Source organism: Vreelandella jeotgali Hwa, from assembly GCF_000334215.1.
GTDB lineage: Bacteria > Pseudomonadota > Gammaproteobacteria > Pseudomonadales > Halomonadaceae > Vreelandella > Vreelandella jeotgali.
Genome location: NZ_AMQY01000001.1, coordinates 94149 through 115712, shown reverse-complemented (window position 1 = coordinate 115712; position 21564 = coordinate 94149). Strand labels below are relative to the sequence as shown.

Here is a 21564-nt window from a genome sequence, read left to right as displayed (position 1 = left end):
TGGTTTCCTGCCGCTCCTGATATGCTTCGGTGCGATACGCCAGCGTGTTGTTCCAGACAAAACGCACGCAGCCAAACGATTGCGCCAGCAAGGCGGCTTGTTCGGGCGTCGGATAAAACCGTTCCTTGTAGGCACGTTTCGTCATTCTGTATAAATATCAGGTGATGATGAAACCTTCAACCCCGGCACCGCGTTGCGGTGCGCGCTTTTATCACCGCCCGCATTGGACGATGCTTTACGCGCAGATGGGTAAGCGCTACCGGTTGATTCACTCAAGGTGATCAAGTCAAGCTCGCACTAGCTTGCTGAACAAAAACGGCCCCCGCTGCCTTGTGGCAGTGGGGGCCGTTTGGTTGAGAGCGCGCGGCGAGGGTGCCGGCGTCTGTAGCGCTTAGTTGCCGCGGTAGGTGGAGTAGCCGTAGGGGCTCAGCAGCAGCGGAATGTGGTAGTGCTCGAGCTCGCCGTCGATGGCGAAAACGACCGGCACTTCGGGGAAGAAGGTTTCGGTATCGTGGTTTTCAAACCATTCGCCGGTGTCGAAGGTCACGCGGTAGGTGCCGTGTTCCAGCTCGGTGTCTTCCGGGTAGAGCGCATTGATGCGGCCGCTGTCGCCGGTGACGGCTTCGTTGATCTGTTCCCAGCCGTCGTCCTGCTTTTGCTCGAGAGTGACGTTGACGTCGGGCGACGGCAGGCCGTTTTCGATGTTGAGGACGTGCACGCTCATGGGGTTATCGGCGGCCGCGGCGGTCCCCGCCGTGGCGGCCATCAGAGCGGCGGTGGCAAGCGTTGTAGTGAGCTTCGCGGTCATGGTGTGTCTCCTGAAACAGGGATCTGGGCAAAATAACGTATTGTGCAGAAATTATACGTCTTTATCTTGCGTGTAAATATCTATAACAATTTTTATAGCACTTCGTCGACAGCGTCAAGGGCGCAGCCTTCATCGATGGCCGAGCCGCCCGCGCCGGCGACGCCAACGGCGCCGATGACCGCGTCGTCTACCTTCAAGGGTACACCGCCGCCGAGCAGCAGCAGGTCATCCACGGTATTGAGGTTTTGCGATTCCGGGTCGTTACGGGCAATACGCGAGAGCTCGCGCGATGCGGTGCCGGTCGAAAGCGAAGTAAACGCCTTGCGCTGTGCGGCGCGGGTATTGTGCGGCCCGATGTTGTCGTCGCGCTGCAGCGCCACCAGTCGTCCGCCGCGGTCGACCACGGCCACTACGGCGGTGCGGTCGTCGGCGTGACAGCTTTCCAGGGTGGCGTCGGTAAGCTGGTTTGCCAGCTCAAGGGAGACGTCCTTGTGTTCAACGACGGCTCCCGGGCCGGCAAAGGCGAGGCTGCTGAAAAGTGCGGCGGCGCAGAGGGGCAGTTGGGCCGGATTAAAACGCATATCGGTACCTCCTTGATGTAAAGTACATGTATTGTATAGCTATAGCGGCGCGTTGACATTGCCCGGAGATGACGAAGTTGTAATGCCGCCATGCCGTCCTAGCCGTTATTCTGTCGGGTGAAGGAGGTGACAATGCGCATACTGGTCGTGGAAGACGAAGCCAAGGCGGCGGATTATTTGCACAAGGGGCTGAGCGAGTCGGGCTACCAGGTAACGGTGGCGCAGGACGGGCTGGAGGGCCAGCACCAGTTCAGCACGGTGGTGTTCGACCTGATCATCCTGGATGTGATGCTGCCGGCGCTGGACGGCTGGCAGCTGCTGCAGATCATTCGCCGCCAGGCGGCGACGCCGGTGCTGTTTCTTACGGCGCGCGATGCCGTGGAAGACCGCGTGAAAGGGCTGGAGCTGGGCGCCGATGACTACCTGGTCAAGCCGTTTTCGTACGCCGAGCTGCTGGCCCGGGTGCGTACTCTGCTGCGCCGCGGCCCCTTGCGCGAAACGCAGCACTTTCGTCTGGCCGATCTCGAGCTGGACGTGCTGCAGCGCCGTGTCAGCCGGGCCGGTGAACGCATCACCCTGACGAACAAGGAGTTTGCCCTGCTGCACCTGCTGCTCAGCCATGCCGATGAGGTGCTCTCACGCACGCTGATTGCGTCCCACGTATGGCAGATGAACTTTGACAGCGACACCAACGTGGTGGATGTCGCCATTCGCCGCCTGAGGGCCAAGGTCGATGACCCCTACCGGCCGAAACTCATCCATACCGTGCGCGGCGTGGGCTACCAGCTGACGGAGGCGCCATGAGTCGCGCTTCCCGGCCCTCGCTGAGCCTGCGTCTGGCGCTGATGTTTGCCCTGGTCACCGCGCTGCTGCTGGGCGGCATCGGCTTTTATCTGTATCTGTCGCTGAACAAGGAAATTGCCTTCCGCGATGACCAGGCGCTACGCGGTCGCATCGAGCGCATGGCGGGGCTGATCCAGGGCTACGAAGACATCGATGCGCTGCGCGAAAAGCCCCAGCTCTACGCCAACATGCTGGGCAATACCGAGCATTTCTTCTGGGTGCTGGACAGCGCCGGCACCCCGCTGATTACCGTCAATCCGGCCGACCTGCCGGTGCCCGATCCGGAAACCGGCGCGGGCATGACGTTGCGCAACGGCGGCGAAGACACGCCTTACCGGCTGGCGGCCATGCGCCTGGAAAAGGACGGCCGCCGGCTGACGCTGGTCGCCGGACGGCTGCTGGCGGAAAAGCAGCGCATGCTGGCCAGCTATCGTATGCAGCTGCTGGCGGCGCTGGTTGCCGGCACCCTGGTCGCCTTTCTGCTCGGCGGCTGGGTCAGTCGGCGCGGCCTGCGTCCGGTACGCCGGCTGGCCCGGCAGGCGGCCACCATCGACAGCCAGCACCTGGAACGTCGGCTGGCCGGCGGCGGGTCGTATCGCGAGCTGGCGGCCATGACCGCGGCCTTCAACCGGATGCTCGAACGCCTTGAACGCGGTTTTACCCATCTATCGCGGTTCTCCGGTGATTTGGCGCATGAAATCCGTACCCCATTGAACAACCTCATGGGTCAGACCCAGCAGGCGCTCAGCCAGCCGCGTAGCCGGGAGGCCTATCAGGCGCTGCTGGTGTCCAACCAGGAGGAATACGAGCGCCTGTCGCGGATGATCAACAGTATGTTGTTTCTCGCTCGGGCCGAAAACGCCACAACCTTCCACAGGGAGCCCGTTGACGTCGCCGCGACAGCGCAACAGCTGTGCGAGTATTTCGAGGGCATGGCCGAGGAGCGCGGCGTTACCCTGGCGGCTCCCGTCGGCGGGCAGGTGCTGGCCAACCCCGAGCTGCTGCGTACGGCGCTGGCCAACCTGGTCGCCAACGCCTTGCGCCATGCCGAGCCCGGCAGTGCCATCACCCTGGCCACGGCGCCGCAGTCGGGCGGGTTGGCCGTAACCGTGCATAACCGCGGGCCGGCCATCGCCGACGAGCACCTGGAGCGGGTCTTCGAGCGGTTTTTCCGCGCCGATGCCGCGCGCAGCGAGCCCGGCGATTCGGGCGGGCTGGGGCTGGCGATTGTGGATTCGATCATGCAGCGCCATCAGGGCCGCGTTTGGGCGGTCAACGCCGACGGCGGCGTGCGGATGACGCTCTGGTTCCCGGGGCGGGCATCGACTGATGGCTAATGCGGCAAAATAACGGTATTGAGTAATAAGAAAATCATATCTAATGCCAATTGAACATAAATCGCTGTTGTGTCTATGATGGTTCCGTATTGATTCGGCGGCGCCCGGACAGGGTGTCTCCCAGCAACCCTCAGGAGTGAAGCATGTCGCTACGTATTAACGAGACCGTACCGGACTTCGAAGCCCCGACCAGCCAGGGCACTATCAACTTTCACGACTGGATCGGCGATAGCTGGGCCATCCTGTTTTCGCACCCGAAGGATTTTACCCCGGTGTGCACCACCGAGTTCAGCGCCGTTGCGCGGCTGAATGACGAGTGGCAGAAGCGTGGCACCAAGGTTATCGGCGTCTCCGTCGACGGCGTGGACGACCACCAGGGCTGGATCAAGGATATCGCCTCCTACGCCGGCTGCGACGTTGGCTTTCCCATCATTGCCGACGAAGAGCTCAAGGTATCCAAGCTGTTCAACATGCTGCCGGCCGAAGCCTATATGCCGGACGGCCGGACGCCCGCCGATAGCGCCACGGTGCGCTCGGTATTCATCATCGGCCCGGACAAGCAGCTCAAGCTGTCGATGACCTACCCGATGAATGTCGGCCGTAACTTCGGCGAGATTCTTCGTGCGCTGGATGCGCTGCAGACTGCCGCCGGCCAGGGCGTGGCCACGCCCGCCGACTGGACCAGCGGTGAGGACGTGATCATTCCGCCCACCGTGTCCGACGCCGATGCCATGGCAAAATTCGGCGACTTTAACGCGCCGCTGCCCTACGTGCGCCTGGCCAAACAGCCGCAGTAAAGCGCCACGGCGTTCTACCGGCAGCCGGAAGAAAGCCGCCCCGCTGATTCAGCGGGGCGGCTTTTTGCTGTGCGATGACCGGCACGATGCGTCGTGCCGGCCGGTCAAGTCAGTGATACCGGTGACTATCAGTGATAGCCGTCATCGACCCTGACCTTGCCGCGGAATACCCAGTACGACCAGGTGGTATAGGCCAGCACCACGGGAATCACGAATACCGTACCAATCAGCAAAAACACCTGGGATTCCGGCGCCGAGGCCGCGTCCCAGATGGTGTAGTCGGGCGGTACGATCACCGGCCATTTGCTCGCAATCATGCCCAGGTAGGTGAACGCAAACAGGCCCAGCGCCATGATGAAGGGGCGGCCTTCGGCGCGTTGCTTGACGGCGCGGTACAGCGCCGCCGCACAGGCCATCGCCAGGATGGGAAATATCCAGATCAGGTGCAGCTGGCTGAGCCAGCGTTCGCGCACGTCAACGCTGACCATCGGCGTCCAGAGGCTGACCAGGGCAAACACGGCGAGCACGCCCAGCAGCAGCCGGGGCGTAATCGAGTAGGCCCAGTCCTGAACGTGACCTTCCGACTTGAGAATCAGCCAGGTCGCGCCCAAAAGCGCATAGCCGGCCATCAGCCCCAGCCCGGTCAGCACGCTGAACGGCGTCAGCCAGTCAAAGGGCCCGCCGACGAAGACCTTGTCCTCTACCGGAAAGCCCTGAATATAGGCGCCGACCACGGCGCCCTGGGCGAAGGTGGCAACCACCGAGCCGCCGAAGAAGGCGCGGTTCCACCAGTGGCGGTTTTTCTGCGACTTGAAGCGAAACTCGAACGAAATCCCGCGGAATATCAGCCCGGCCAGCATCAGGAAAACCCCGATGTAGAGCGCCGGCAGAAACACCGAATACACCAGCGGAAAGGCCCCCAGCAGGCCGGCACCGCCCAGCACCAGCCAGGTTTCGTTGCCGTCCCATACCGGGGCGACCGAGTTCATCATGATGTCCCGGGAGGCCTCGTCGGGAGCGAAGGGATAGAGGATCCCCAGCCCCAGATCAAAGCCGTCCATGAGCACGTACATGATAACGCCGAAGCCGATAATCGCGGCCCATACCAGCGTAATATCCAGATTCATGACTTGGCCTCCTGCATATCGCTATCGTCAAACGGTGTATGGGCGGCGGACAACGGCCGCTTGGGGCGCTCCACTTCGCCGTGGATATCGTCGGACTCGGGCAACATGCCGTGACGAATTACCCGGGTGAGGTAGTAAATCCCCACGATAAAGACCACGGCATAGACCGCCATGTAACCCAGCAGGGTAAACAGCGCCATGCCACCGGTGAGAGACGGCGTCAGCCCCTCGGCGTGGGTCATCACGCCATACACCAGCCAGGGAGAGCGGCCGGATTCGGTGACCACCCAGCCGGCGAGCACGGCCACAAAGGGCGCGCCGATCATGCCCACCAGGGTTTTCAGGTACAGCGGCTGGCGATACACGCGCCCGCCCCGGCGCAGCACCAGGCCGGCAACGGCCGTGGCGATCATGGCCAGACCCAGCCCCACCATGATGCGGAACGACCAGAAGACGATAAACACCGGCGGCTGCTCGTCCCTGGGCACGCTTTCCAACCCCGGCACGGTGCCGTTGACGTCGTGGGTGAGAATCAGGCTCGCCAGGTGCGGAATCGGCAGCTCCAGGCTGTTGGACTGGGCGGCCTTGTCCGGCAGGGCGAAAAGCAGCAGCGGCACGTCGGACTCGGTTTCCCAGTTGCCTTCCATCGCCGCCACCTTGGTGGGCTGGTGTTCCAGGGTGTTGATGCCGTGGAAATCGCCGACAACGGCCTGCGCCGGTGCCAGAATCAGCAGCAGCCAGAGGCACATGGACAGCGCCTTTTTGTTGGCTTCAACGTCGCGCTTGCGCAGCAGGAACCAGGCGCTGACCCCGGCGACCACAAAGCTGCCGGTGAGAAACGAGGCCATGACCATATGCGCGAAGCGGTAGCGGAACGACGGGTTGAAGATGGCATCGCTCCAGGAAGTGATATGGAACTGGCCGTCGATCAGCTCATAGCCGACCGGTGTCTGCATCCAGCTGTTGGCGGAAAGAATCCAGAACGATGAGATAAAGGTACCCAGCGCCACCATGAGCGCGGCAAACAGGTGCGCGCCTTCGGGCACCTTGTGGCGCCCGAACAGCAGCACGCCGAGAAAGCCGGCCTCGAGGAAAAACGCCGTGAGCACCTCGTAGCTCAGCACCGGTCCCAGAAAGTTGGACGTGGCCTGAGAGAAGTTGCTCCAGTTGGTGCCGAATTGAAACGACATGACGATGCCCGAGACCACGCCCATGCCGAAGACCACGGCGAATACCCGGGTCCACAACAGCGCCAGGCGATCCCAGGCCGAGTTGCCGGTTTTATAGAACAGGCCGTGCAGCAGCGCGATGTAGGACGCCAACCCGATGGTAAACACCGGAAAGATGGCGTGAAACAACACCACAAACGCAAACTGCAGCCTGGAGAGAAGAAGCGGGTCGAGCTCCATGATGACCTCCGGGACGTATGGCAGAAAGGGGCAGAAAAGAAAGAAGCAGAACCCCGGCCGGGCGTCCGTCACGCTCGGCCACTGAGCATAAAGGAATATGTTTATGCTATTTGTTCATTGTATGCCGGTTGTCGCTCATTCCCCAGATGCGATGTCCGTTTTTTGCCACGGTTTATTGTCGCAGCGGGGTCGCCTCGCTTGCCGCTGTGGCCCCGGCGTCCGTCAAGGTGAGCGTGCGGGTGATCCCGGGCGGCACAACAGTACTTTCGCCGGATGCCTCATGCACAAGATAGACGAGTGTTCGCGTTCCCAGCCAGGTATCCAGTGCCGTGCACAGCGCCTGTGCCGTGGCGCGGTCAACGCCGGCAAAGGGCTCATCGAGCACCACCAGCGCCGGGTCGCGCAGGAAAAGCCGCGCCAGCGCGACCCGGCGGGCCTGGCCGCCGGAAATCTGCCGGCCGCCTTCGCCCACCCGGGTTGCCAGCCCCCGGGGCAGCAGCTGCGCCCAGTCCGCCAGGGAAACCTGCGCCAGCGCCTGCCAGAGTCGGGATTCGTCGGCCTCCGGGTCCGCCAGTCGCAGGTTGGCTGCGAGGCTGTCATCGAGCAGCTCGGTCTGCTGGGTGAGCACGGCCACCCGGCGGCGCAGCGCGTCGTCGGGCCAGGCATCGAGTGCGATGCCATCGAGTCGTATTTGGCCCCGGGTCGGCGCCAGCTGGCGTCCCAGCAGCGCCGTCAGCGTGGATTTACCCGAGCCCGAGGCGCCTTCCACGGCCAGCCGTTCTCCGGGCGCGAGGGCCAGCGAGACATCGTCCAGCGCCGCCTGAAACGCGCCGGGATAGTGCACGCCAACGGCGTCAAGCGTCAGGCGGCCGGCGCTTTCGGGGTGCGGAGCGGCGGTTGTTGCAGTGTTTGCCGCGGGCGGCGCGTCGACTTCATTCAGCCGTTCGGCGGCGCCTCGGGTTGCGCCCAGCCAGGTAAAGGCCGCCGGTAGCGCGCCCAGGGCTTCGCTCATGGCCATAACCGCCATGGGCAGCATGACCATGATCGCGCCGCTGATTCGCTCGGCGGCAAAGGCCCCGGCGGTCAGCCATAGCGTGGCGAGGGTGGCAACGCTCACCAGCCACGCCTGAAGAGCGTTGCCCAGCGCGACCCAGCGGCCCAGCCGGCGCTGGCTGCGATACAGGCGATCTTCCAGCCGTTCCAGAGTTTGCTGCTGATGGCCCAGCGCCCGGTAGGCGTCGAGCTCGGCGAGCCCCTGCAGTGTTTCCATGACGCGACCGCGCAGGGCTTCCAGCTCGTCAACGTGGCGTCGGCTATCGGCCATGCCCAGCCGTGCCTGACCCAGGGTGAACCACAGCCAGCCAGCCAGCAGTATAGTGGCCAGCACGCCGCCGGCCAGCGGCACGAAGAGCGCCACGACGCTGCTCAGCACGGCCCCGGCCAGCAGCGCCACGGCGGGCGGTGCGAGCAGGCGCAGATAAAGGCTGTCCAGGGTGTCGATGTCGGCGGTCAGGCGGTTGAGCCAGTCGCTGGCGCGATGACCGCCCCGGGCGCGGCCGTCGAGGGTCGCCAGGCGGGCAAAAAGACGCGTGCGCAAATCGGCCAGCAGGCGCAGCACGGTGTCATGGTTGTGCAGCCGCTCCAGGTAGCGGCTTGCTGTGCGCGTGACGGCAAAGAGCCGAATGGCGCCGCCGGGCACATAAACGTCGAGACTGGCGGATGCGCCGGCAGCGAGCAGCAGGCCGGTCAGCCCGGTGGCGGTAATGAACCAGCCCGACACCGCCAGCAGGCCCAGCGCCGAAAACAGCGTCAGCGCCATGAGCAGGGTACCCAGCCACAGCCGGCGACGGCGGCGGGCGAGCATGCCCAGCCAGGGGCGCAGGGTCCACCAAAGCGATGTTGGCGGTTGGCGTGTCCGCTTGGGAGATGGCCGTTCAATCATGCTCAACCTCCTCCAGCTGCCCCTGGACGATATGCCAGCGGCGGGTGGCGAGCCCGATCAGCGCCGGATGGTGGGTGGCGATGACCAGGGTGTGCCCGGTGCGCTGCAGTTGGGCAAAGGCTGCCATGATGGCGTTTTCGCTGTGCGCGTCGAGGCTGGCGGTGGGCTCGTCCAGCAGCACCAGCGGCGCGGCGGATAAAAAGACCCGCGCCAGCGCCAGACGCTGCGCCTGGCCGCCGGAGAGGCCTGCGCCCTGTTCGCCGATCGAGGTATCAAGGCCTTCGGGAAGCCGGGCCAACAGCTCGCCCAGGTAGGCGTTGTCCAGCGCCTGACGCAGGTCGGCATCGCTTGCGCCGGGGGCGGCCAGGCGCAGATTGTCGGCCAGGGTGCCGTGAATCAGCAGCGGCCGCTGATCCATCCAGGCAAAGCGCAGATCGGCCGGGCAGCGACGCTCACCCTGGCCGTCGGGCGCAACAAATCCTGCGAGCAGCTGCAAAAGCGTGGACTTGCCGCTGCCGGAAGCGCCGGTGACCACGACGGTATCGCCGCGGTACAGGCACGGCGAAATCGGCCCCAGCACGACGCCGCGGGCGTCGTGGCTGACGCTGGCCGCGTCAAGCTCTATCAGGCTGCGGGCGCTGGCAGGGGCCGGCGCCGGCGTTGCAGCGGCATCCCGGGTCGCCGGAGGTGTCTGGTTGAGCAGCTCGGCCAGGTGCTCGGCAGCGCCCAGCGCTCTGGCGCGATCGTGATAGTGCTGGGCGAGGCTGCGTAGCGGCTGAAAAAATTCGGGAGCGAGCAGCAGGATCAACAGCCCGCTGAATAGCGTCAGCTCATCCGCCGGGCCATAGCCGATATAGCCCAGCAAGCCAAACCCCACGTAAATAGCCACCACGGCAATCGAGACCGAGGCAAAAAACTCCAGCACCGCCGAGGACATGAACGCCAGGCGCAGGGTGCGCATACTGCGCTGGCGGTAACCGTCGGCGGCGTCATGCACGCTGGCCGTGGCGCGGCGGGTCTGGCCGAACAGCTGGAGCGTATTGAGGCTGCGCACGCGGTCGATAAAGTGGCCCGACAGGCGCGACACGGCGGCAAACTGCGCCTGGTTCAAGCGCTCCGCGCCCATGCCCACCAGCGCCATGAACAGCGGGATCAGCGGCGCGGCAAGGAGCAGGAACAGCGCCGCCAGCCAGTCCAGATACAGGGTCACGCCGAGAATCATCAGGGGCAGCAGCACGGCGAGTATCTGCTGGACGTAAAAGCGCGCGAAATAGCCGTCCAGCGCTTCCACCTGTTCCACCACCTGGTGAGACAGCGAGGCGCTGTGGCGGCCGGCGAGCCATACCGGCCCCAGGCGCATCAGATGCTCGGTCAGCCGCCGGCGCAGCTGCCGGCGAACGGCCAGCGATGCCTGCTGGGCCAGCACTTCCTGGGCATAGCTCAGTATCCCGCGCAGCGGCAGTATGGCCAGCCAGACGGCAAAAAACGGCGTCGTGCGCGCCAGCGGTAGCCGGTCAACCAGCAGCGCGCTGGTGATCCAGGCCAGCAGCCCTGCCTGCACCAGTGTCAGGCTGCCGGCGAGCACGCCGCAGGCGGCTGCCAGCTGAAGGCGACGGCGCTGGGTGGCGGCAAGCCCGTTGAGCAGATGTCGGGCGGTGAGGGCGGGCATGACGGCTCCTGAGGAATCGGAGCGTCCAGCCTAAAGGGGCGTTGGCGGCTCGCCAATGGGTCAAATCGCCGCGCCCGTGGGGTCGGCAGCGGTTTGACCGGCTTCGATCACCTTGTTGCGGCCCAGGTTCTTGGCCTGGTAGAGGGCGTTATCCAGCCGCTCGATGCAGCTGTAGGCGCTGTCGTCGGTTTGCAGCGTCGTGACGCCCAGGCTGGCGGTGATGTGCCCCGCCACGCTGAAGACATGCTCGGCAATCAGTTCGCGCAGGCGCTCGGCCAGTTGCAGAGCCTCGACTCGGTCGGTATCGGGGAGGATCATGACAAATTCCTCGCCGCCCCAGCGCGTCAGCATGTCGGGAATCCGCAGGTTGGCGTTCAGCTGCCGGGTCAACTCCACCAGCACATCATCGCCCACGGCGTGGCCCCAGGTATCGTTGACCGGCTTGAAATGGTCGATATCCAGCAGGATCAGCGCCGTGGTGACCGCCTTGCGCCGTCGCCGCGCCAGCGCCCGGCGGATTTCCTCGTCAAATCGCTGGCGGTTGAAGGCGCCGGTCAGATGATCGGTCATGGCGGTGCGAGAGAGCTCGCGCTCCAGGCGTTTTTGCCGGCTGATATCGCGCACGGTGGCCTGCAGCATGGTATCGCCGGGAATATCAATGCGGCTCAGCATGACTTCGGCGGGAAAATCCTGGCCGTCCAGCCCCTGCAGCTGCCACTCGAACAGCGCCTGGCCATGACGCATGGCCTGTTTGACGTACAGGCTGCCCAGCGCGCGGCTGTTTCTGCCGTTGGGCTGGCGGTCGGGGAAAAAATGCGGCAGACCCAGCCGGGGCATGATGACCTCGCTGTCGATCTTGAGCAGCGCCAGCGCCGCCGGGTTGTAATCAATGATGCTGTCCTGCTGGACAAAGACGATAGCCTCACGGGACTGCATGAACGCCGCACGATAGCGGCGCAGCAGCGCAACGTCGGCAGCCTCGCCGCTTTGCATGCAGACGGCCGATGCGGCGTCCGGTGAATGTTCCGATGTATCGGCCATCGAGGGCTCTCCGTGCGCGTCCGGGCGGTGCTGATCCTGACGTCAGGCGGCCCGGGTCCGGACTCCATGCGGGAGAACCGGACAGGAATAGCGTGTTGACATACGTTGCCGTACCCGGCGCGATTATACGCTAAATCAATATGCCTGCATGTAGACCAAGGGCGTGGCAAATGCTCAATATAGCCGGTTTTCGGTGTAGGGCAAGAACCCAACGGTCCGGGCGCATTTTCGTAGAAACGCCGGCGATTTTCGCAAAACACGCGCGCCGGGGTTGGTTATGCTGGAGCCGTGCATTGCCGGAGGGTGCTGTTGGACCCGGCTGGCGCGCCTGTCCGAGATTCGTCTTGTCCCGATATTCGCCATTGAGGAGCCTCCCATGAGCCAGTGGATCAGCCCCGACCGTATTCGCGCGCGTTTTTCCCGCGCCATGTCGGCCATGTACCGCGACGAGGTGCCGCAATACGGCACGCTGCTGGAGCTGGTCGAGGCGGTCAACCGCGAGACCCTGAACGCTGATCCCGATCTGGCACGGCGTCTGGATATCGCCGGTGAAAGCCGGCGGCTGAACGAAGAGCGACACGGCGCCATTCGCGTGGGCACGCCCGGAGAGCTAGCCATGCTGCGCCGCCTGTTCGCCGTGATGGGTATGTGGCCGGTGGGCTATTATGATCTGTCCCGGGCCAATGTGCCGGTACACGCCACGGCGTTCCGCCCGGTGGACGACGACGCCTTGCGCGCCAATCCGTTCCGCGTGTTTACGTCGCTGCTGCGCCCCGAGCTGATTGCCTCGGACGCCCTGCGCGAGCGTGCCCGCGAGATTCTCGCGGCCCGGGATATTTTCACTCCCGGGGTCAAAACGCTGATTCAGCGCAGCGAAGCGCAGGGCGGGCTGAGCGACGCTGACGCCGATACCTTTGTGACCGAGGCGCTGGATACCTTTCGCTGGCACAGCGACGCCACCGTGGATCGCGCCACTCATGAATCGCTGAGCGCCGAGCACCGGCTGATTGCCGATGTGGTGTGTTTCCGCGGCCCGCATATCAACCACCTGACGCCGCGCACCCTGGATATTGATACCGTCCAGCGGCGCATGCCCGACTACGGCATTACCCCGAAAGCCATTATTGAAGGTCCGCCGCGTCGGCGCTGCCCGCTTTTACTGCGCCAGACCAGCTTCAAGGCGCTCAACGAGCCGGTGCGCTTTGCCGGCGATGAACCCGGCTCGCATACCGCGCGCTTCGGGGAAATCGAGCAGCGTGGGGTCGCGCTCACAGCCAGCGGCCGAGCGCTGTATGACCGCTTGCTGGCCAACGCCCGCGAGGGCACACCGGCCGAGGACAACGCCACCCATCAGCAGCGGCTGGCGGCGGCATTTGCCGACTTTCCCGACGACGAGGCCACGCTGCGCCGCGAGGGGCTGGCCTTTTTCCATTACTGGCCGGCAGAGCGCCGGGCGGGGCTTGCGGCGGATGATATCAGCGCGGCCAACGTGGAAAGCCTGATCGAACGCGGCGCGCTTGAAGCAACGCCCATGATCTACGAGGATTTTCTGCCGGTGAGCGCGGCGGGCATTTTTCAGTCCAACCTGTCGACCCGGTCCGAGTCCGGCTCGGCACCCGGCGATGACGGCGCGACTGCCCCCGAGCCGGCGGAAAGCGGCGACCAGGCGGCGTTCGAGGCCGCGCTGGGCGGTGACGTGATCGACGAAATTGCCCTTTACGCCCGGCGCGAGCGCGCGTCGCTGGATGCCGCGCTCGAAGCGCTCAAAACGTCATAAGCCGGGAGCGGAAACGCAATGCCCGTGAGGCGGGCAGGGTAACGCCAGTTGCACCGGAGCGTGAGATAAAGGGATCATGACCGCCTTTGTTCAACGGACGGGAATGCCAGATGCAGGCCAACGGCTTTTTTGACGATATCGGTGAGACCCTGGGCAACGCCATCCACGGCGTTGTCACGTTTCTGCTGTCGCTGTTCGACAATACCCTGAGCGCCGCCCAGGAGTTTGTCGACGGCCTGACGCGTTCGCTGGGTATCAGCGGCTCGCTTTTCAGTATCCTGGTGCTGATTGTCGGGCTCTGGCTGCTGTTTGGCGGCCTGCGCGCGCTGTTGCGCGGCGCTCTGATCGGCGCCGTGGTGCGCGTGGCCATCGGCTTGCTGGTCCTGTCCTGGCTGCTGGTCTAGCGCGCTTTCAAGCGGGCCTGGGTAATACCGCTGGCCACGATAACCCCGCAGCCGCCCAGCTGTAGCGGCGTCAGCGTCTCGCCAAACAGGCTCCAGCCAAACAGCACCACGGCCAGGGGTTCGCAGTAGGCCAGGGTGCCATACAGCGCGGTAGGCAGGCGGTTGATGGCCAGCACGGCGCACAGCAGCGCCAGAAACCCGGGTACCAGGCCGGCTCCCACCAGCCAGGGCCACTGCCAGGCCGCTGCACTCAGCCCTTCGGGCCGGAGCAGGGCAAAGGGCAGAATCGCCAGGGCGCCAAAAAAAAGCTGCCAGAAAGCCCCGGTGCGATCGTTGGTACGCGGCGGCAGGCCGCGGTTGGTGAGGATGAAGCCGCTGTAGGCCAGCATCGCCAGCAGCCCGAAACCCAGCCCCACGGCATCGCGGCCGCCGTTCAGCTGGAGGTGAAACTCCTGCATCATGGCAAAGCCGAACAGCGCCGCGGCGATACAGAGTAACTGCGGGCGCCCCAGCCGTTCGCGAAAGAGAAAATGCGCGACCACCGCCGAAAAGACCGGCGCCAGATAGACCATCAGGATGGCGTTGGCCATCCGGGTGTAGTTCATGGCCTGGACATAGCAGAGAATAAACGCCGCAAGAAAACAGCCGCTGATCACCACGCCCCAGCCGGGCGCATGGCGCAAGTGCTGCCCTCGTCGTGTCGCCATCAGGTACAGCAGTAGAAACAGGGCGCCCAGCCCCAGGCGGTAGAAGGTAATGCTCTCGGCGTTGAGTCCGGTAATGCGCGAAATAACGCCGATGGTCCCCATGCCCACGGCACCGATGACGGCAAGCAGCAGGCTGGAAAGCGGTACGGCGGGGGTCCCGGTGGGCATGGCGGCTCCTGGGCAGTGCGGTGGTGGCGGTCGCCATGATAGCGTCGTCGGGTAACGCTGTCGTTTGAATGGCGCACGACCGCGCAGTATAACGCGATTTATCCGGAGGTGATCGAAGCGTGAGCGATTCCACGCCTGCCATTTTTCTGGTCGATAACGGCTCCCTGCGTCCGCAGGCGACGCATAACCTGCGCCGCGTGGCGGCGCGCTTGAGCGATACCTGCGGGAAGACCGTGCAGGCGGCTTCGTTGCGTCACTCCGACAGGGTGCCGGCCGAAGACCTGGGCGGCGAGCCCGCCGTGATGCTGGGCCCGGCCGCCGAGCGCGCCGCCGCTCGGGGCGTGACCGAGATCATCGTGGTGCCGTTTTTTTTCGGCCCGAGTCGAGCCCTGACCGACCAGGTGCCCGCGCGCATGGCCGAGCTCCAGCAGCGTTTTCCCGAGGTGCGCGTGGTGATAACGCCGCCGCTGGTGGATGAGCAGGCGCCGGTGGACCTGCGCCTGGCACGGATACTGGCCGATAACGTACGCCGTGCTGCCCCCGACGGCGAGCCCTACAACGTCGTGCTGGTGGACCACGGGAGCCCGGTGCCCGGGGTTACCGCCGTGCGCAATCGGCTGGCCGGCCAGCTGAGTGTGCTGCTGGCCGATGACGCCCTGGGCGTGATGCCGGCTTCGATGGAGCGCCGCGAGGGCGAAGCTTATCGCTTCAACGAGCCGCTGCTGGCCGGCGCGCTGGAGAGTGAGCGTCTCACCCGGGGGCATGTGGTGCTGGCCATGCTGTTTCTGTCACCCGGTCGCCACGCCGGCGAGGACGGTGACATTGCGCATATCCGCGCGGTGGCGAGCGGCGAGCCGGGTCGGCACATCACGCCAACCCGGCTGGTGGGAGAGCACCCCGACATCGTGGCCATCCTGGCCTCCCGCGTACAGCAGGCGCTGGCCGGCTAGCCGTTGATGATCGCCTCGTAGGTGTCGTCGGTAGCGGGGGCGCGCTCGCTGTCGAGCATTTCGCCGTCAAACAGTTCGCGCATTTCCTTGGCCAAATCGACGTAGACGATCATCTGCTGGTTGCGCCGCCGGCGTAGCGGCGGTTTGACCAGCAGGCTGATGCCGCGGATCGGGGCGTGGGTTTCCCCGCGGAGCAGGTCGGGCATTTCCCCCGGGGGGAACGCATTGGCCACGGTGATCGGGCTGGACGGCTGCTCGCCGTCGATGTGGAAGACGTGGGTCAGCGGATCGAAGGTTGCGTTTTTGTCACTCAACCAGTGCGTCAGGCGCTCGTCGGTATCCGGGCCGGGCTGGTTGAAAATCACGAACAGTGAATACTGGTGGGGTTTTTTCCGGCGCGACGGTGAGCCGCCGGACGAGTCCGGTGACGGAGTCTCGGCGGCGCTTTGCGTCCGGCGGGAAGAACGCGCGTCATCATCGGCCACCTGCCGCGCTGCTTCTTTTTTGCGCCAGCGGCTGACGCCGACATAGACAAACAGTGCCGCTGCTGCCATCCCCAGAATCAGTGAACCCAGCGCAAGCGTGGTGGCCAATGGCGTGGTGTTCATGCGTATTGTCTCCTGTGGTGTGAACCCGGCGCGGCTTACGTCCCGGGGTAGCGGTTACGCCGCCAGACGCTGGTGTTAAGGGCAAGCGCCAACATGACCCAGAGAATATAGGGCACCATGAGCCAGGCAGCCAGCACGCTGGCGCCGGCAAACAGCACCGTCGTGATGCCGATCAGTCCCAGCAGCAGCACGATATCCAGCAGCGCGCCGAAAATGCGGTGACGCCCGAAGAACAGCCACGACCAGGCCGCGTTGGCGCCCAGCTGTAGCACATAAACCACCAGGCCGGCGGTGCGCCATGTCGACGGCTCGGCCATATACACTCGCCATGCGGCCAGCGCCATCAGCAGGTACAGAATACCCCAGGCGACGGGAAAGGCCAGGGCCGGCGGGGTCCACGCCGGTTTATCGAGAGCCTGGTACCAGTCACCCGGGCGAAACCGCGCGCCGCTTGATGCGGCTGCGCCCACCAGCATGAGCGACACCAGCAGGCTTGCAATGGACAGTAACAATGGCGCCTCCCCGGTTTCAGACATCAGCGCCGCATCGTCGCACAGCGCTCGCCGGAACCGTATATGACATAAAGGGAGCATTTTGCCCGCGGGTCCGCTTTCCCGGCAAGCGAGTGGCCCCTGATTGCGCCGGCATACGTCGAGACAACCTGCGCCATACTTGATCGCAATGTGCTGGATGGAACGGCGCCGGATTGAAATGTGGCGGATTAATCTGTGCCAACATTCATTATGTCGAGGTTATATTTAGACTATGTAACTATTCAGGTGGCGTCGGATGAGACTCGCCAACCCGCTGTTCCTTCAGGCATAGTACCGTCATTCGACTCCCCCACCCAGCAGGCAACATGACCATCAGCGATATCAACGTCGACGAGGCCCTCGAGCAGGTCCGTCAGCAGCTCAAGGAAGACCGCACGGTCTCTCCTTCGCTGCGCGCCGCGATCGACGTCCTGATGCTGCTGGTCAAGTTGATGTCGGACCGGCTGGCGACCAGCAGCCGCAATAGCAGCAAGCCGCCGTCACAGGACCTCAACCGCCAACGCCGCTCCCGGGCAAAGGGCGAGCGTCGCCCCGGCGGGCAACCGGGTCACGAAGGCAGGACGCTGGAGCCGGTTACCGACCCCGATGAGGTCGTGTCGTTGCGCGTCGATCGCCGCACCCTGCCCAACAAGGGGCGAGCGTATCACTCGGTCGGCGTTGAGAAGCGTCAGGTCCGGGACATCGTGATCCAGTCGGTGGTGACCGAGTACCAGGCCGAGGTGCTGGAAGATGATCGGGGCCAACGCCATGTAGCGCCGTTTCCCGACGGCGTGACCCGCCCGATCCAGTATGGCCCGCGTCTCAAGGCGCATGCCGTCTATCTCTCCCAATACCAGCTGCTGCCTTATGCGCGCATTCGGGAGCTGCTGACGTCGCAGTATGGCCTGTCACTGAGCACCGGCACCCTGTTTGCCTTCAACCAGGAGGCCTGCCGGCGAGCCGAGCCCTTTGCCGAGTGGGTGATCCCGGCGCTACGTGAAGCGGCTACCGTGCATGCCGATGAAACCGGGATGCAGGTCGGTGGCAAGCGCTACTGGCTGCATTGCGCCTCGAATGAGGCCTTGACCTACCTGGCGCCTCATGCAAAGCGCGGCCAGGAGGCCATGGACGCCATCGGCATCCTGCCTTACGTCCAGGGAGTACTGGTGCATGATCATTGGAAGCCCTATTACCGCTACCACGATTGCCGGCACGCGCTGTGCAATGCCCATCACCTTCGCGAACTGACCGGCGTCCGGGACCACGACCAGCAAACCTGGGCGACGTCGCTGCATGATCTGCTGTTGGCCATGAATCGCGCCGTTGATGAGGCGGGAGGCAGCCTCCCGTCAGACGAGGCGCAGCGCTGGCGAGTTCGCTACCGGGACTGCCTGGCGGAGGGTGAGGCCGAATGTCCGCCACCGGCCAGGCCACCCCCCGGAACCCGTGGGCGCACCAGGCGCACCAAAGCGCGCAACCTGCTCGAACGCCTCCGGGCGTATGAGGATGACGTGCTGCGCTTCCTCGAGGATCCTGCCGTTCCCTTCACCAACAACCAGGGAGAGCGCGACCTGCGGATGACAAAGGTCCAGCAGAAGATCTCGGGCTGTTTCCGCTCGTGGGAGGGGGCGGAGATCTTCTGTCGGATGCGCAGTTTCCTCTCGACGGCCGTTAAACAGGGCCTGGCGGCGCACACGGCGCTGGAGCAACTGTTTGCCGGTGAGGTGCCTGCCTTCATGCGAGAGGACGAGCTGGATCAGGCGGCATGAGCTAAATAGTTACTAGACTATTTGATATATATCAATACACACATACAAATTTGCACAATGATTTGCGTACAATAACGCTTGCACATTAATGTCTGTCGCCGCACCTGCGCCGCTACAAGGAGACACAATGCGTTTCACCATCAAGGCTCGCCTCATTGCCATGATCAGCTTGATGCTGTTGCTGATGCTGTTTATCGGCGCCATGGGATTCGTGGGCATGGCATCGTCCAGCCGTGCCGTGGATAAGCTCTATCAGGATAGTCTGCGCTCGACGCAGCAGATTACCTCGCTGAATGATTATGCCAAGGACATGGTGCTGGAACTGGCGCTGGCCGGGCAGCACGATCCGGCGCTGGCCGTGAGCAAGCTGCACGACCACGAAGTGCAGCAGCACATGGATAACATCGTTTTCGACCTGTCGGCGCTGGACAAGGCCTGGGCGGACCTGCGCGATGGCGGGCTGGGTCTGGACAGCGAGGCGACGGTGGAGCAGTTCCGCACGCAGTACAAGGCGTTGTTGTCGGCGATTGCCCCGACCATGCCCCTGTATTCCGCAGGGCAGTATGACAAGGCGAATGAGGCCGCCTTCACTCGCGCGCTCCCGGCGTATCGCAAGATGAGTGCGACGCTGGAAGCGCTGATCACCGAGGAAGAAACCCAGGCCCAAGGCGCGTATCAGGACGCCGAAGACCGGGTGGTGTTCATGCGCAACCTGATGATCGCCGCGCTGGTCGTGGCCGCGATCATTGGCGCTGTACTGGGCACTCTGCTGGTACGCCGCATTATTCGCCCGCTGGCGCTGGTCAAGGGCCACTTCCATGCCATGGCGCAGGGCGATCTGACCAATACCATCGTCAGCCGGTCGCACGATGAAATCGGCGACATGATGCAGGAGCTGGCTGCCATGCAGCACAAGCTCAACGAGTTGATCGGCAGCATCCAGGTCTCCGCCGACTCGATTTCCACCGCCTCCGGGCAGATTTCCACGGGTAACGTGGACCTGTCGCAGCGTACCGAAGAGCAGGCTTCCAGCCTTCAGGAAACCGCGGCCAGCATGGAGCAGGTAGCCGCGACGGTGAAAAACAACACCCGCCATACCGGCGAGGCCAACCAGCTGGCGCACACGGCGAGCCAGTCGGCCAGCGACGGCGGCGAACAGGTCGGCAAGGCTGTGGGCAAAATGCACGAGCTGACGCAAAGCTCGGACAAGATCAGCGGCATTGTCGAGCTGATCGACGGCATTGCCTTCCAGACCAACATTCTGGCGTTGAACGCCTCGGTGGAAGCGGCCCGCGCCGGCGAGCAGGGACGCGGCTTTTCCGTGGTCGCCCAGGAAGTGCGCAGCCTGGCGCAGCGCTCGGCCGAGGCGGCCAAGGAAATTCAGCAGCTGATTGCGGAAAACGGCGATGTGGTCAAGGAAGGCAGCACCCTGGTCGAAGCCGTGGGCGAGTCCATGCAGCAGATCGTCGGCAACATCGGCAAGGTGTCCAGCCTGATGGAAGAAGTCAGCCGCGCTTCCGACGAGCAGACTTCCGCGATCGACCAGATGAGCACCGCGATCAACCAGATGGATGACGTGACCCAGCAAAACGCCGCGCTGGTGGAACAAACCGCCAACGCTTCGGCGTCGATGGAGTCCCAGGCCGGCGAGTTGGCCGGTGCGGTGGCCTTCTTCAAGCTGGACCAGCAGACCGGACGGCCGGCACTGGCGCAGTCGCGGCCCGCTGCGGCACCGCCGGCCTCGTCAGCCCCGGCCCGCCGTGATACGGCATCGGCCAGCGATGACGACGACTGGGAAACCTTCTAGGCGGCCATCGAGCGCCGTGAATTGCTGAGTTGCTAGCGCCGCTGCCGGAACCAGCGGCGCTTTTTTGCCGGCCATTCAAGGCGGTGGGACGCCGCCTCAAGCGGCAGAATAATGGCGGCCAGCTGGCGGTGGCAGATTGTGCTGCTGAGTACCCCGGGGCACTGTTGCAGCAGCTGATGGCAGCGCTCGGAGGCCAGCCGGAGCTGATCGGCCGCCTCCTGTGACAGAGCCTGTGCCTGGCCGTGGCTGCGGATAAGCTCGCGTGACAGCATGGAAAGCAGGCCGGTATCCAGCCAGCACGGCAGCGGATCGTCCAGCCTGCCGGCAATAGAGTGCTGGATGGCTTCAAACGAGGTGCGTAGAAAGACCAGGGTGTGATTCAGCTGGCGGACGTCGCTGTTCATGCCGGATCGCCTTTATAAATGATTCTCATTTTAACGTAGCGTGCATTAAAGTTAGCGGCACGCCGGGCGTCTGTCAACGGCAGCGATGCGATTGCCGGCCGGGTGACCGCTGGGCGCTACTCAGTCGGTGCGGCAGAACGGCCAGAACTGATAAAAATGCCGACACTGGAATTCGGCGCGGCACGATGCCAGCTGGGACCGGTAGCGTCCGGCACGCCGGGCAACCCGGGAGGCAGCGCGGCGCACCCGGGGTTTTTGCCGGTAGCTACCGCGCTGATAGCCGCTGGCGCCCTCGTGATAGGCCAGGTAGAGATGCTCGGGATTGTTCAGCGAAATGCCCGTTTGGCGATGCGTTCGGGCGTTGTACCAGCCGATAAAGTCGGTGGCGTAGCGCATGTGGGTGCGGCGGGAAAACAGGCTGCCGGCGCTGTCGCTGTATTCGCCCCATACCGGGTCCTGTGCCTGGGCGTAGCCCCTGGCCGACGATGGCCGGGGGCCGGGGATAAAACCCAGAATGCGCTTGCGCGGCGGGCGAACGTGGCTCTTGAACGAGGATTCCTGTTGAATGAAGGCCATCTGCGTGGCGATGGGCGTCCCCCACTGTTCCTCGGCGTCGCGGGCATAGTCGTACCATGCCGGCTGCTGGCGGAAAATCTCGCACAGGTTCTCCTGGCGCTCGGGCGGGGCAGGCGCAAAGGCCGCGCAGCCCGACAGCAGCAGGGCCAGCAGGGCGGCGCCGGCCTGTTTCAGGCGGCCAGGGTGACAGGATGGTAGACGCATGGGATCCCTCGCGTTTTTCGGCAAGGCGTGTGGCCTTGCCGGCCGGTATCAAGGTGCTGTAGTTATTTTATGAATTCAGGGTATAAAAGAGCGACTCCATGAA

General features: G+C 64.3%; 21 protein-coding genes. 8 read left to right on the top strand and 13 right to left on the bottom strand.

Going from position 1 to position 21564, the window contains the following annotated elements; genetic code table 11:
* The 3 genes from C793_RS0100555 to C793_RS0100545 all read right to left on the bottom strand — a co-directional run.
* A partial coding sequence (locus C793_RS0100555; protein ID WP_026106019.1) for a helix-turn-helix domain-containing protein occupies window positions 1-145 on the bottom strand: 145 nt, incomplete at its 3' end.
* A gap of 246 nt (window positions 146-391) precedes the next feature.
* Window positions 392-808: a hydroxyisourate hydrolase gene (gene uraH, locus C793_RS0100550; RefSeq protein ID WP_017428991.1), complete on the bottom strand. Its 417-nt coding sequence runs from the start codon at window positions 806-808 to the stop codon at window positions 392-394.
* A gap of 92 nt (window positions 809-900) precedes the next feature.
* Window positions 901-1389: a GlcG/HbpS family heme-binding protein gene (locus tag C793_RS0100545; RefSeq protein WP_017428990.1), complete on the bottom strand. Its 489-nt coding sequence runs from the start codon at window positions 1387-1389 to the stop codon at window positions 901-903.
* Between the two features lie 132 nt (window positions 1390-1521).
* Here C793_RS0100545 and C793_RS0100540 point away from each other — a divergent pair, with 132 nt between their 5' ends.
* From C793_RS0100540 to C793_RS0100530, 3 genes are all read left to right on the top strand, one after another.
* Window positions 1522-2193, top strand: a complete 672-nt coding sequence (locus C793_RS0100540; RefSeq protein WP_017428989.1) for a heavy metal response regulator transcription factor — start codon at window positions 1522-1524, stop codon at window positions 2191-2193.
* The gene (locus C793_RS0100535) at window positions 2190-3569 is read left to right on the top strand and encodes a heavy metal sensor histidine kinase (RefSeq protein ID WP_017428988.1); all 1380 of its coding nucleotides are present in this window, start codon (window positions 2190-2192) and stop codon (window positions 3567-3569) included. The genes C793_RS0100540 and C793_RS0100535 overlap by 4 nt, the downstream gene beginning before the upstream one ends.
* Before the next feature lie 143 nt (window positions 3570-3712).
* Complete coding sequence (locus C793_RS0100530; protein WP_017428987.1) at window positions 3713-4366, top strand: peroxiredoxin; 654 nt, start codon at window positions 3713-3715, stop codon at window positions 4364-4366.
* 128 nt (window positions 4367-4494) lie between these two features.
* Here the strand turns inward: C793_RS0100530 and cydB are convergent, their stop codons facing one another.
* From cydB to C793_RS14010, 5 genes are all read right to left on the bottom strand, one after another.
* Complete coding sequence (gene cydB / locus C793_RS0100525) at window positions 4495-5493, bottom strand: cytochrome d ubiquinol oxidase subunit II (RefSeq protein ID WP_017428986.1); 999 nt, start codon at window positions 5491-5493, stop codon at window positions 4495-4497.
* Window positions 5490-6902: a cytochrome ubiquinol oxidase subunit I gene (locus tag C793_RS0100520; protein ID WP_017428985.1), complete on the bottom strand. Its 1413-nt coding sequence runs from the start codon at window positions 6900-6902 to the stop codon at window positions 5490-5492. The genes cydB and C793_RS0100520 overlap by 4 nt, the downstream gene beginning before the upstream one ends.
* Window positions 6903-7074: 172 nt before the next feature.
* Window positions 7075-8844, bottom strand: a complete 1770-nt coding sequence (cydC, locus tag C793_RS13225; RefSeq protein WP_156804806.1) for a thiol reductant ABC exporter subunit CydC — start codon at window positions 8842-8844, stop codon at window positions 7075-7077.
* A complete protein-coding gene (gene cydD, locus C793_RS0100510; RefSeq protein WP_017428983.1) occupies window positions 8837-10513 on the bottom strand; it encodes a thiol reductant ABC exporter subunit CydD in 1677 nt (558 codons plus the stop codon). The genes cydC and cydD overlap by 8 nt, the downstream gene beginning before the upstream one ends.
* A gap of 60 nt (window positions 10514-10573) precedes the next feature.
* On the bottom strand, window positions 10574-11554 hold the full coding sequence (locus C793_RS14010) for a GGDEF domain-containing protein (protein WP_017428982.1): 981 nt from the start codon (window positions 11552-11554) through the stop codon (window positions 10574-10576).
* Window positions 11555-11930: 376 nt separating this feature from the next.
* Here C793_RS14010 and hglS point away from each other — a divergent pair, with 376 nt between their 5' ends.
* Together hglS and C793_RS0100495 are read left to right on the top strand one after the other, a co-directional pair.
* Window positions 11931-13331, top strand: a complete 1401-nt coding sequence (hglS, locus tag C793_RS0100500; protein WP_017428981.1) for a 2-oxoadipate dioxygenase/decarboxylase HglS — start codon at window positions 11931-11933, stop codon at window positions 13329-13331.
* A 110-nt stretch (window positions 13332-13441) separates the two neighbouring features.
* Window positions 13442-13735 carry a hypothetical protein gene (locus C793_RS0100495; protein WP_017428980.1) on the top strand — a complete coding sequence of 98 codons (294 nt, stop codon included), beginning with the start codon at window positions 13442-13444 and terminating at the stop codon, window positions 13733-13735.
* Here the strand turns inward: C793_RS0100495 and C793_RS0100490 are convergent.
* A complete protein-coding gene (locus tag C793_RS0100490; RefSeq protein ID WP_017428979.1) occupies window positions 13732-14610 on the bottom strand; it encodes a DMT family transporter in 879 nt (292 codons plus the stop codon). The genes C793_RS0100495 and C793_RS0100490 overlap by 4 nt on opposite strands.
* A gap of 119 nt (window positions 14611-14729) precedes the next feature.
* On the opposite strand from C793_RS0100490, the gene C793_RS0100485 reads away from it, so the two are divergent.
* Window positions 14730-15560: a sirohydrochlorin chelatase gene (locus C793_RS0100485; RefSeq protein ID WP_017428978.1), complete on the top strand. Its 831-nt coding sequence runs from the start codon at window positions 14730-14732 to the stop codon at window positions 15558-15560.
* Here the strand turns inward: C793_RS0100485 and C793_RS0100480 are convergent.
* Entirely contained in the window at window positions 15557-16168 is a 612-nt protein-coding gene (locus tag C793_RS0100480) for a cell division protein ZipA C-terminal FtsZ-binding domain-containing protein (protein ID WP_017428977.1), read from the bottom strand. The genes C793_RS0100485 and C793_RS0100480 overlap by 4 nt on opposite strands.
* 35 nt (window positions 16169-16203) lie before the next feature.
* Window positions 16204-16680, bottom strand: a complete 477-nt coding sequence (locus tag C793_RS0100475; RefSeq protein WP_017428976.1) for a TspO/MBR family protein — start codon at window positions 16678-16680, stop codon at window positions 16204-16206.
* Between the two features lie 347 nt (window positions 16681-17027).
* Between C793_RS0100475 and tnpC the strand changes: the two genes are divergently transcribed.
* On the top strand, window positions 17028-18470 hold the full coding sequence (gene tnpC, locus C793_RS13215) for an IS66 family transposase (RefSeq protein ID WP_017428975.1): 1443 nt from the start codon (window positions 17028-17030) through the stop codon (window positions 18468-18470).
* A gap of 127 nt (window positions 18471-18597) precedes the next feature.
* Entirely contained in the window at window positions 18598-20277 is a 1680-nt protein-coding gene (locus C793_RS0100465; protein WP_017428974.1) for a methyl-accepting chemotaxis protein, read from the top strand.
* Between the two features lie 32 nt (window positions 20278-20309).
* Here C793_RS0100465 and C793_RS0100460 read toward each other — a convergent pair whose 3' ends face one another.
* Together C793_RS0100460 and C793_RS0100455 are read right to left on the bottom strand one after the other, a co-directional pair.
* Window positions 20310-20681 carry a hypothetical protein gene (locus C793_RS0100460; RefSeq protein WP_017428973.1) on the bottom strand — a complete coding sequence of 124 codons (372 nt, stop codon included), beginning with the start codon at window positions 20679-20681 and terminating at the stop codon, window positions 20310-20312.
* A 120-nt stretch (window positions 20682-20801) separates the two neighbouring features.
* Entirely contained in the window at window positions 20802-21461 is a 660-nt protein-coding gene (locus tag C793_RS0100455; RefSeq protein WP_017428972.1) for a transglycosylase SLT domain-containing protein, read from the bottom strand.
* Between the last annotated feature and the right edge of the window lie 103 nt (window positions 21462-21564).

Bases quoted from the DNA above. Each gene is read 5' to 3' on its own strand.
- C793_RS0100545 (WP_017428990.1), bottom strand. From the start codon at position 1,389: ATGCGTTTTAATCCGGCCCAACTGCCCCTCTGCGCCGCCGCACTTTTC.
- C793_RS0100495 (WP_017428980.1), top strand. From the start codon at position 13,442: ATGCAGGCCAACGGCTTTTTTGACGATATCGGTGAGACCCTGGGCAAC.
- C793_RS0100520 (WP_017428985.1), bottom strand. From the start codon at position 6,902: ATGGAGCTCGACCCGCTTCTTCTCTCCAGGCTGCAGTTTGCGTTTGTG.
- cydB (WP_017428986.1), bottom strand. From the start codon at position 5,493: ATGAATCTGGATATTACGCTGGTATGGGCCGCGATTATCGGCTTCGGC.
- hglS (WP_017428981.1), top strand. From the start codon at position 11,931: ATGAGCCAGTGGATCAGCCCCGACCGTATTCGCGCGCGTTTTTCCCGC.
- tnpC (WP_017428975.1), top strand. From the start codon at position 17,028: ATGACCATCAGCGATATCAACGTCGACGAGGCCCTCGAGCAGGTCCGT.
- C793_RS0100540 (WP_017428989.1), top strand. From the start codon at position 1,522: ATGCGCATACTGGTCGTGGAAGACGAAGCCAAGGCGGCGGATTATTTG.
- C793_RS0100480 (WP_017428977.1), bottom strand. From the start codon at position 16,168: ATGAACACCACGCCATTGGCCACCACGCTTGCGCTGGGTTCACTGATT.
- uraH (WP_017428991.1), bottom strand. From the start codon at position 808: ATGACCGCGAAGCTCACTACAACGCTTGCCACCGCCGCTCTGATGGCC.
- cydD (WP_017428983.1), bottom strand. From the start codon at position 10,513: ATGCCCGCCCTCACCGCCCGACATCTGCTCAACGGGCTTGCCGCCACC.
- C793_RS0100530 (WP_017428987.1), top strand. From the start codon at position 3,713: ATGTCGCTACGTATTAACGAGACCGTACCGGACTTCGAAGCCCCGACC.
- C793_RS0100455 (WP_017428972.1), bottom strand. From the start codon at position 21,461: ATGCGTCTACCATCCTGTCACCCTGGCCGCCTGAAACAGGCCGGCGCC.
- C793_RS14010 (WP_017428982.1), bottom strand. From the start codon at position 11,554: ATGGCCGATACATCGGAACATTCACCGGACGCCGCATCGGCCGTCTGC.
- C793_RS0100460 (WP_017428973.1), bottom strand. From the start codon at position 20,681: ATGAACAGCGACGTCCGCCAGCTGAATCACACCCTGGTCTTTCTACGC.
- C793_RS0100465 (WP_017428974.1), top strand. From the start codon at position 18,598: ATGCGTTTCACCATCAAGGCTCGCCTCATTGCCATGATCAGCTTGATG.
- C793_RS0100535 (WP_017428988.1), top strand. From the start codon at position 2,190: ATGAGTCGCGCTTCCCGGCCCTCGCTGAGCCTGCGTCTGGCGCTGATG.
- C793_RS0100490 (WP_017428979.1), bottom strand. From the start codon at position 14,610: ATGCCCACCGGGACCCCCGCCGTACCGCTTTCCAGCCTGCTGCTTGCC.
- cydC (WP_156804806.1), bottom strand. From the start codon at position 8,844: ATGATTGAACGGCCATCTCCCAAGCGGACACGCCAACCGCCAACATCG.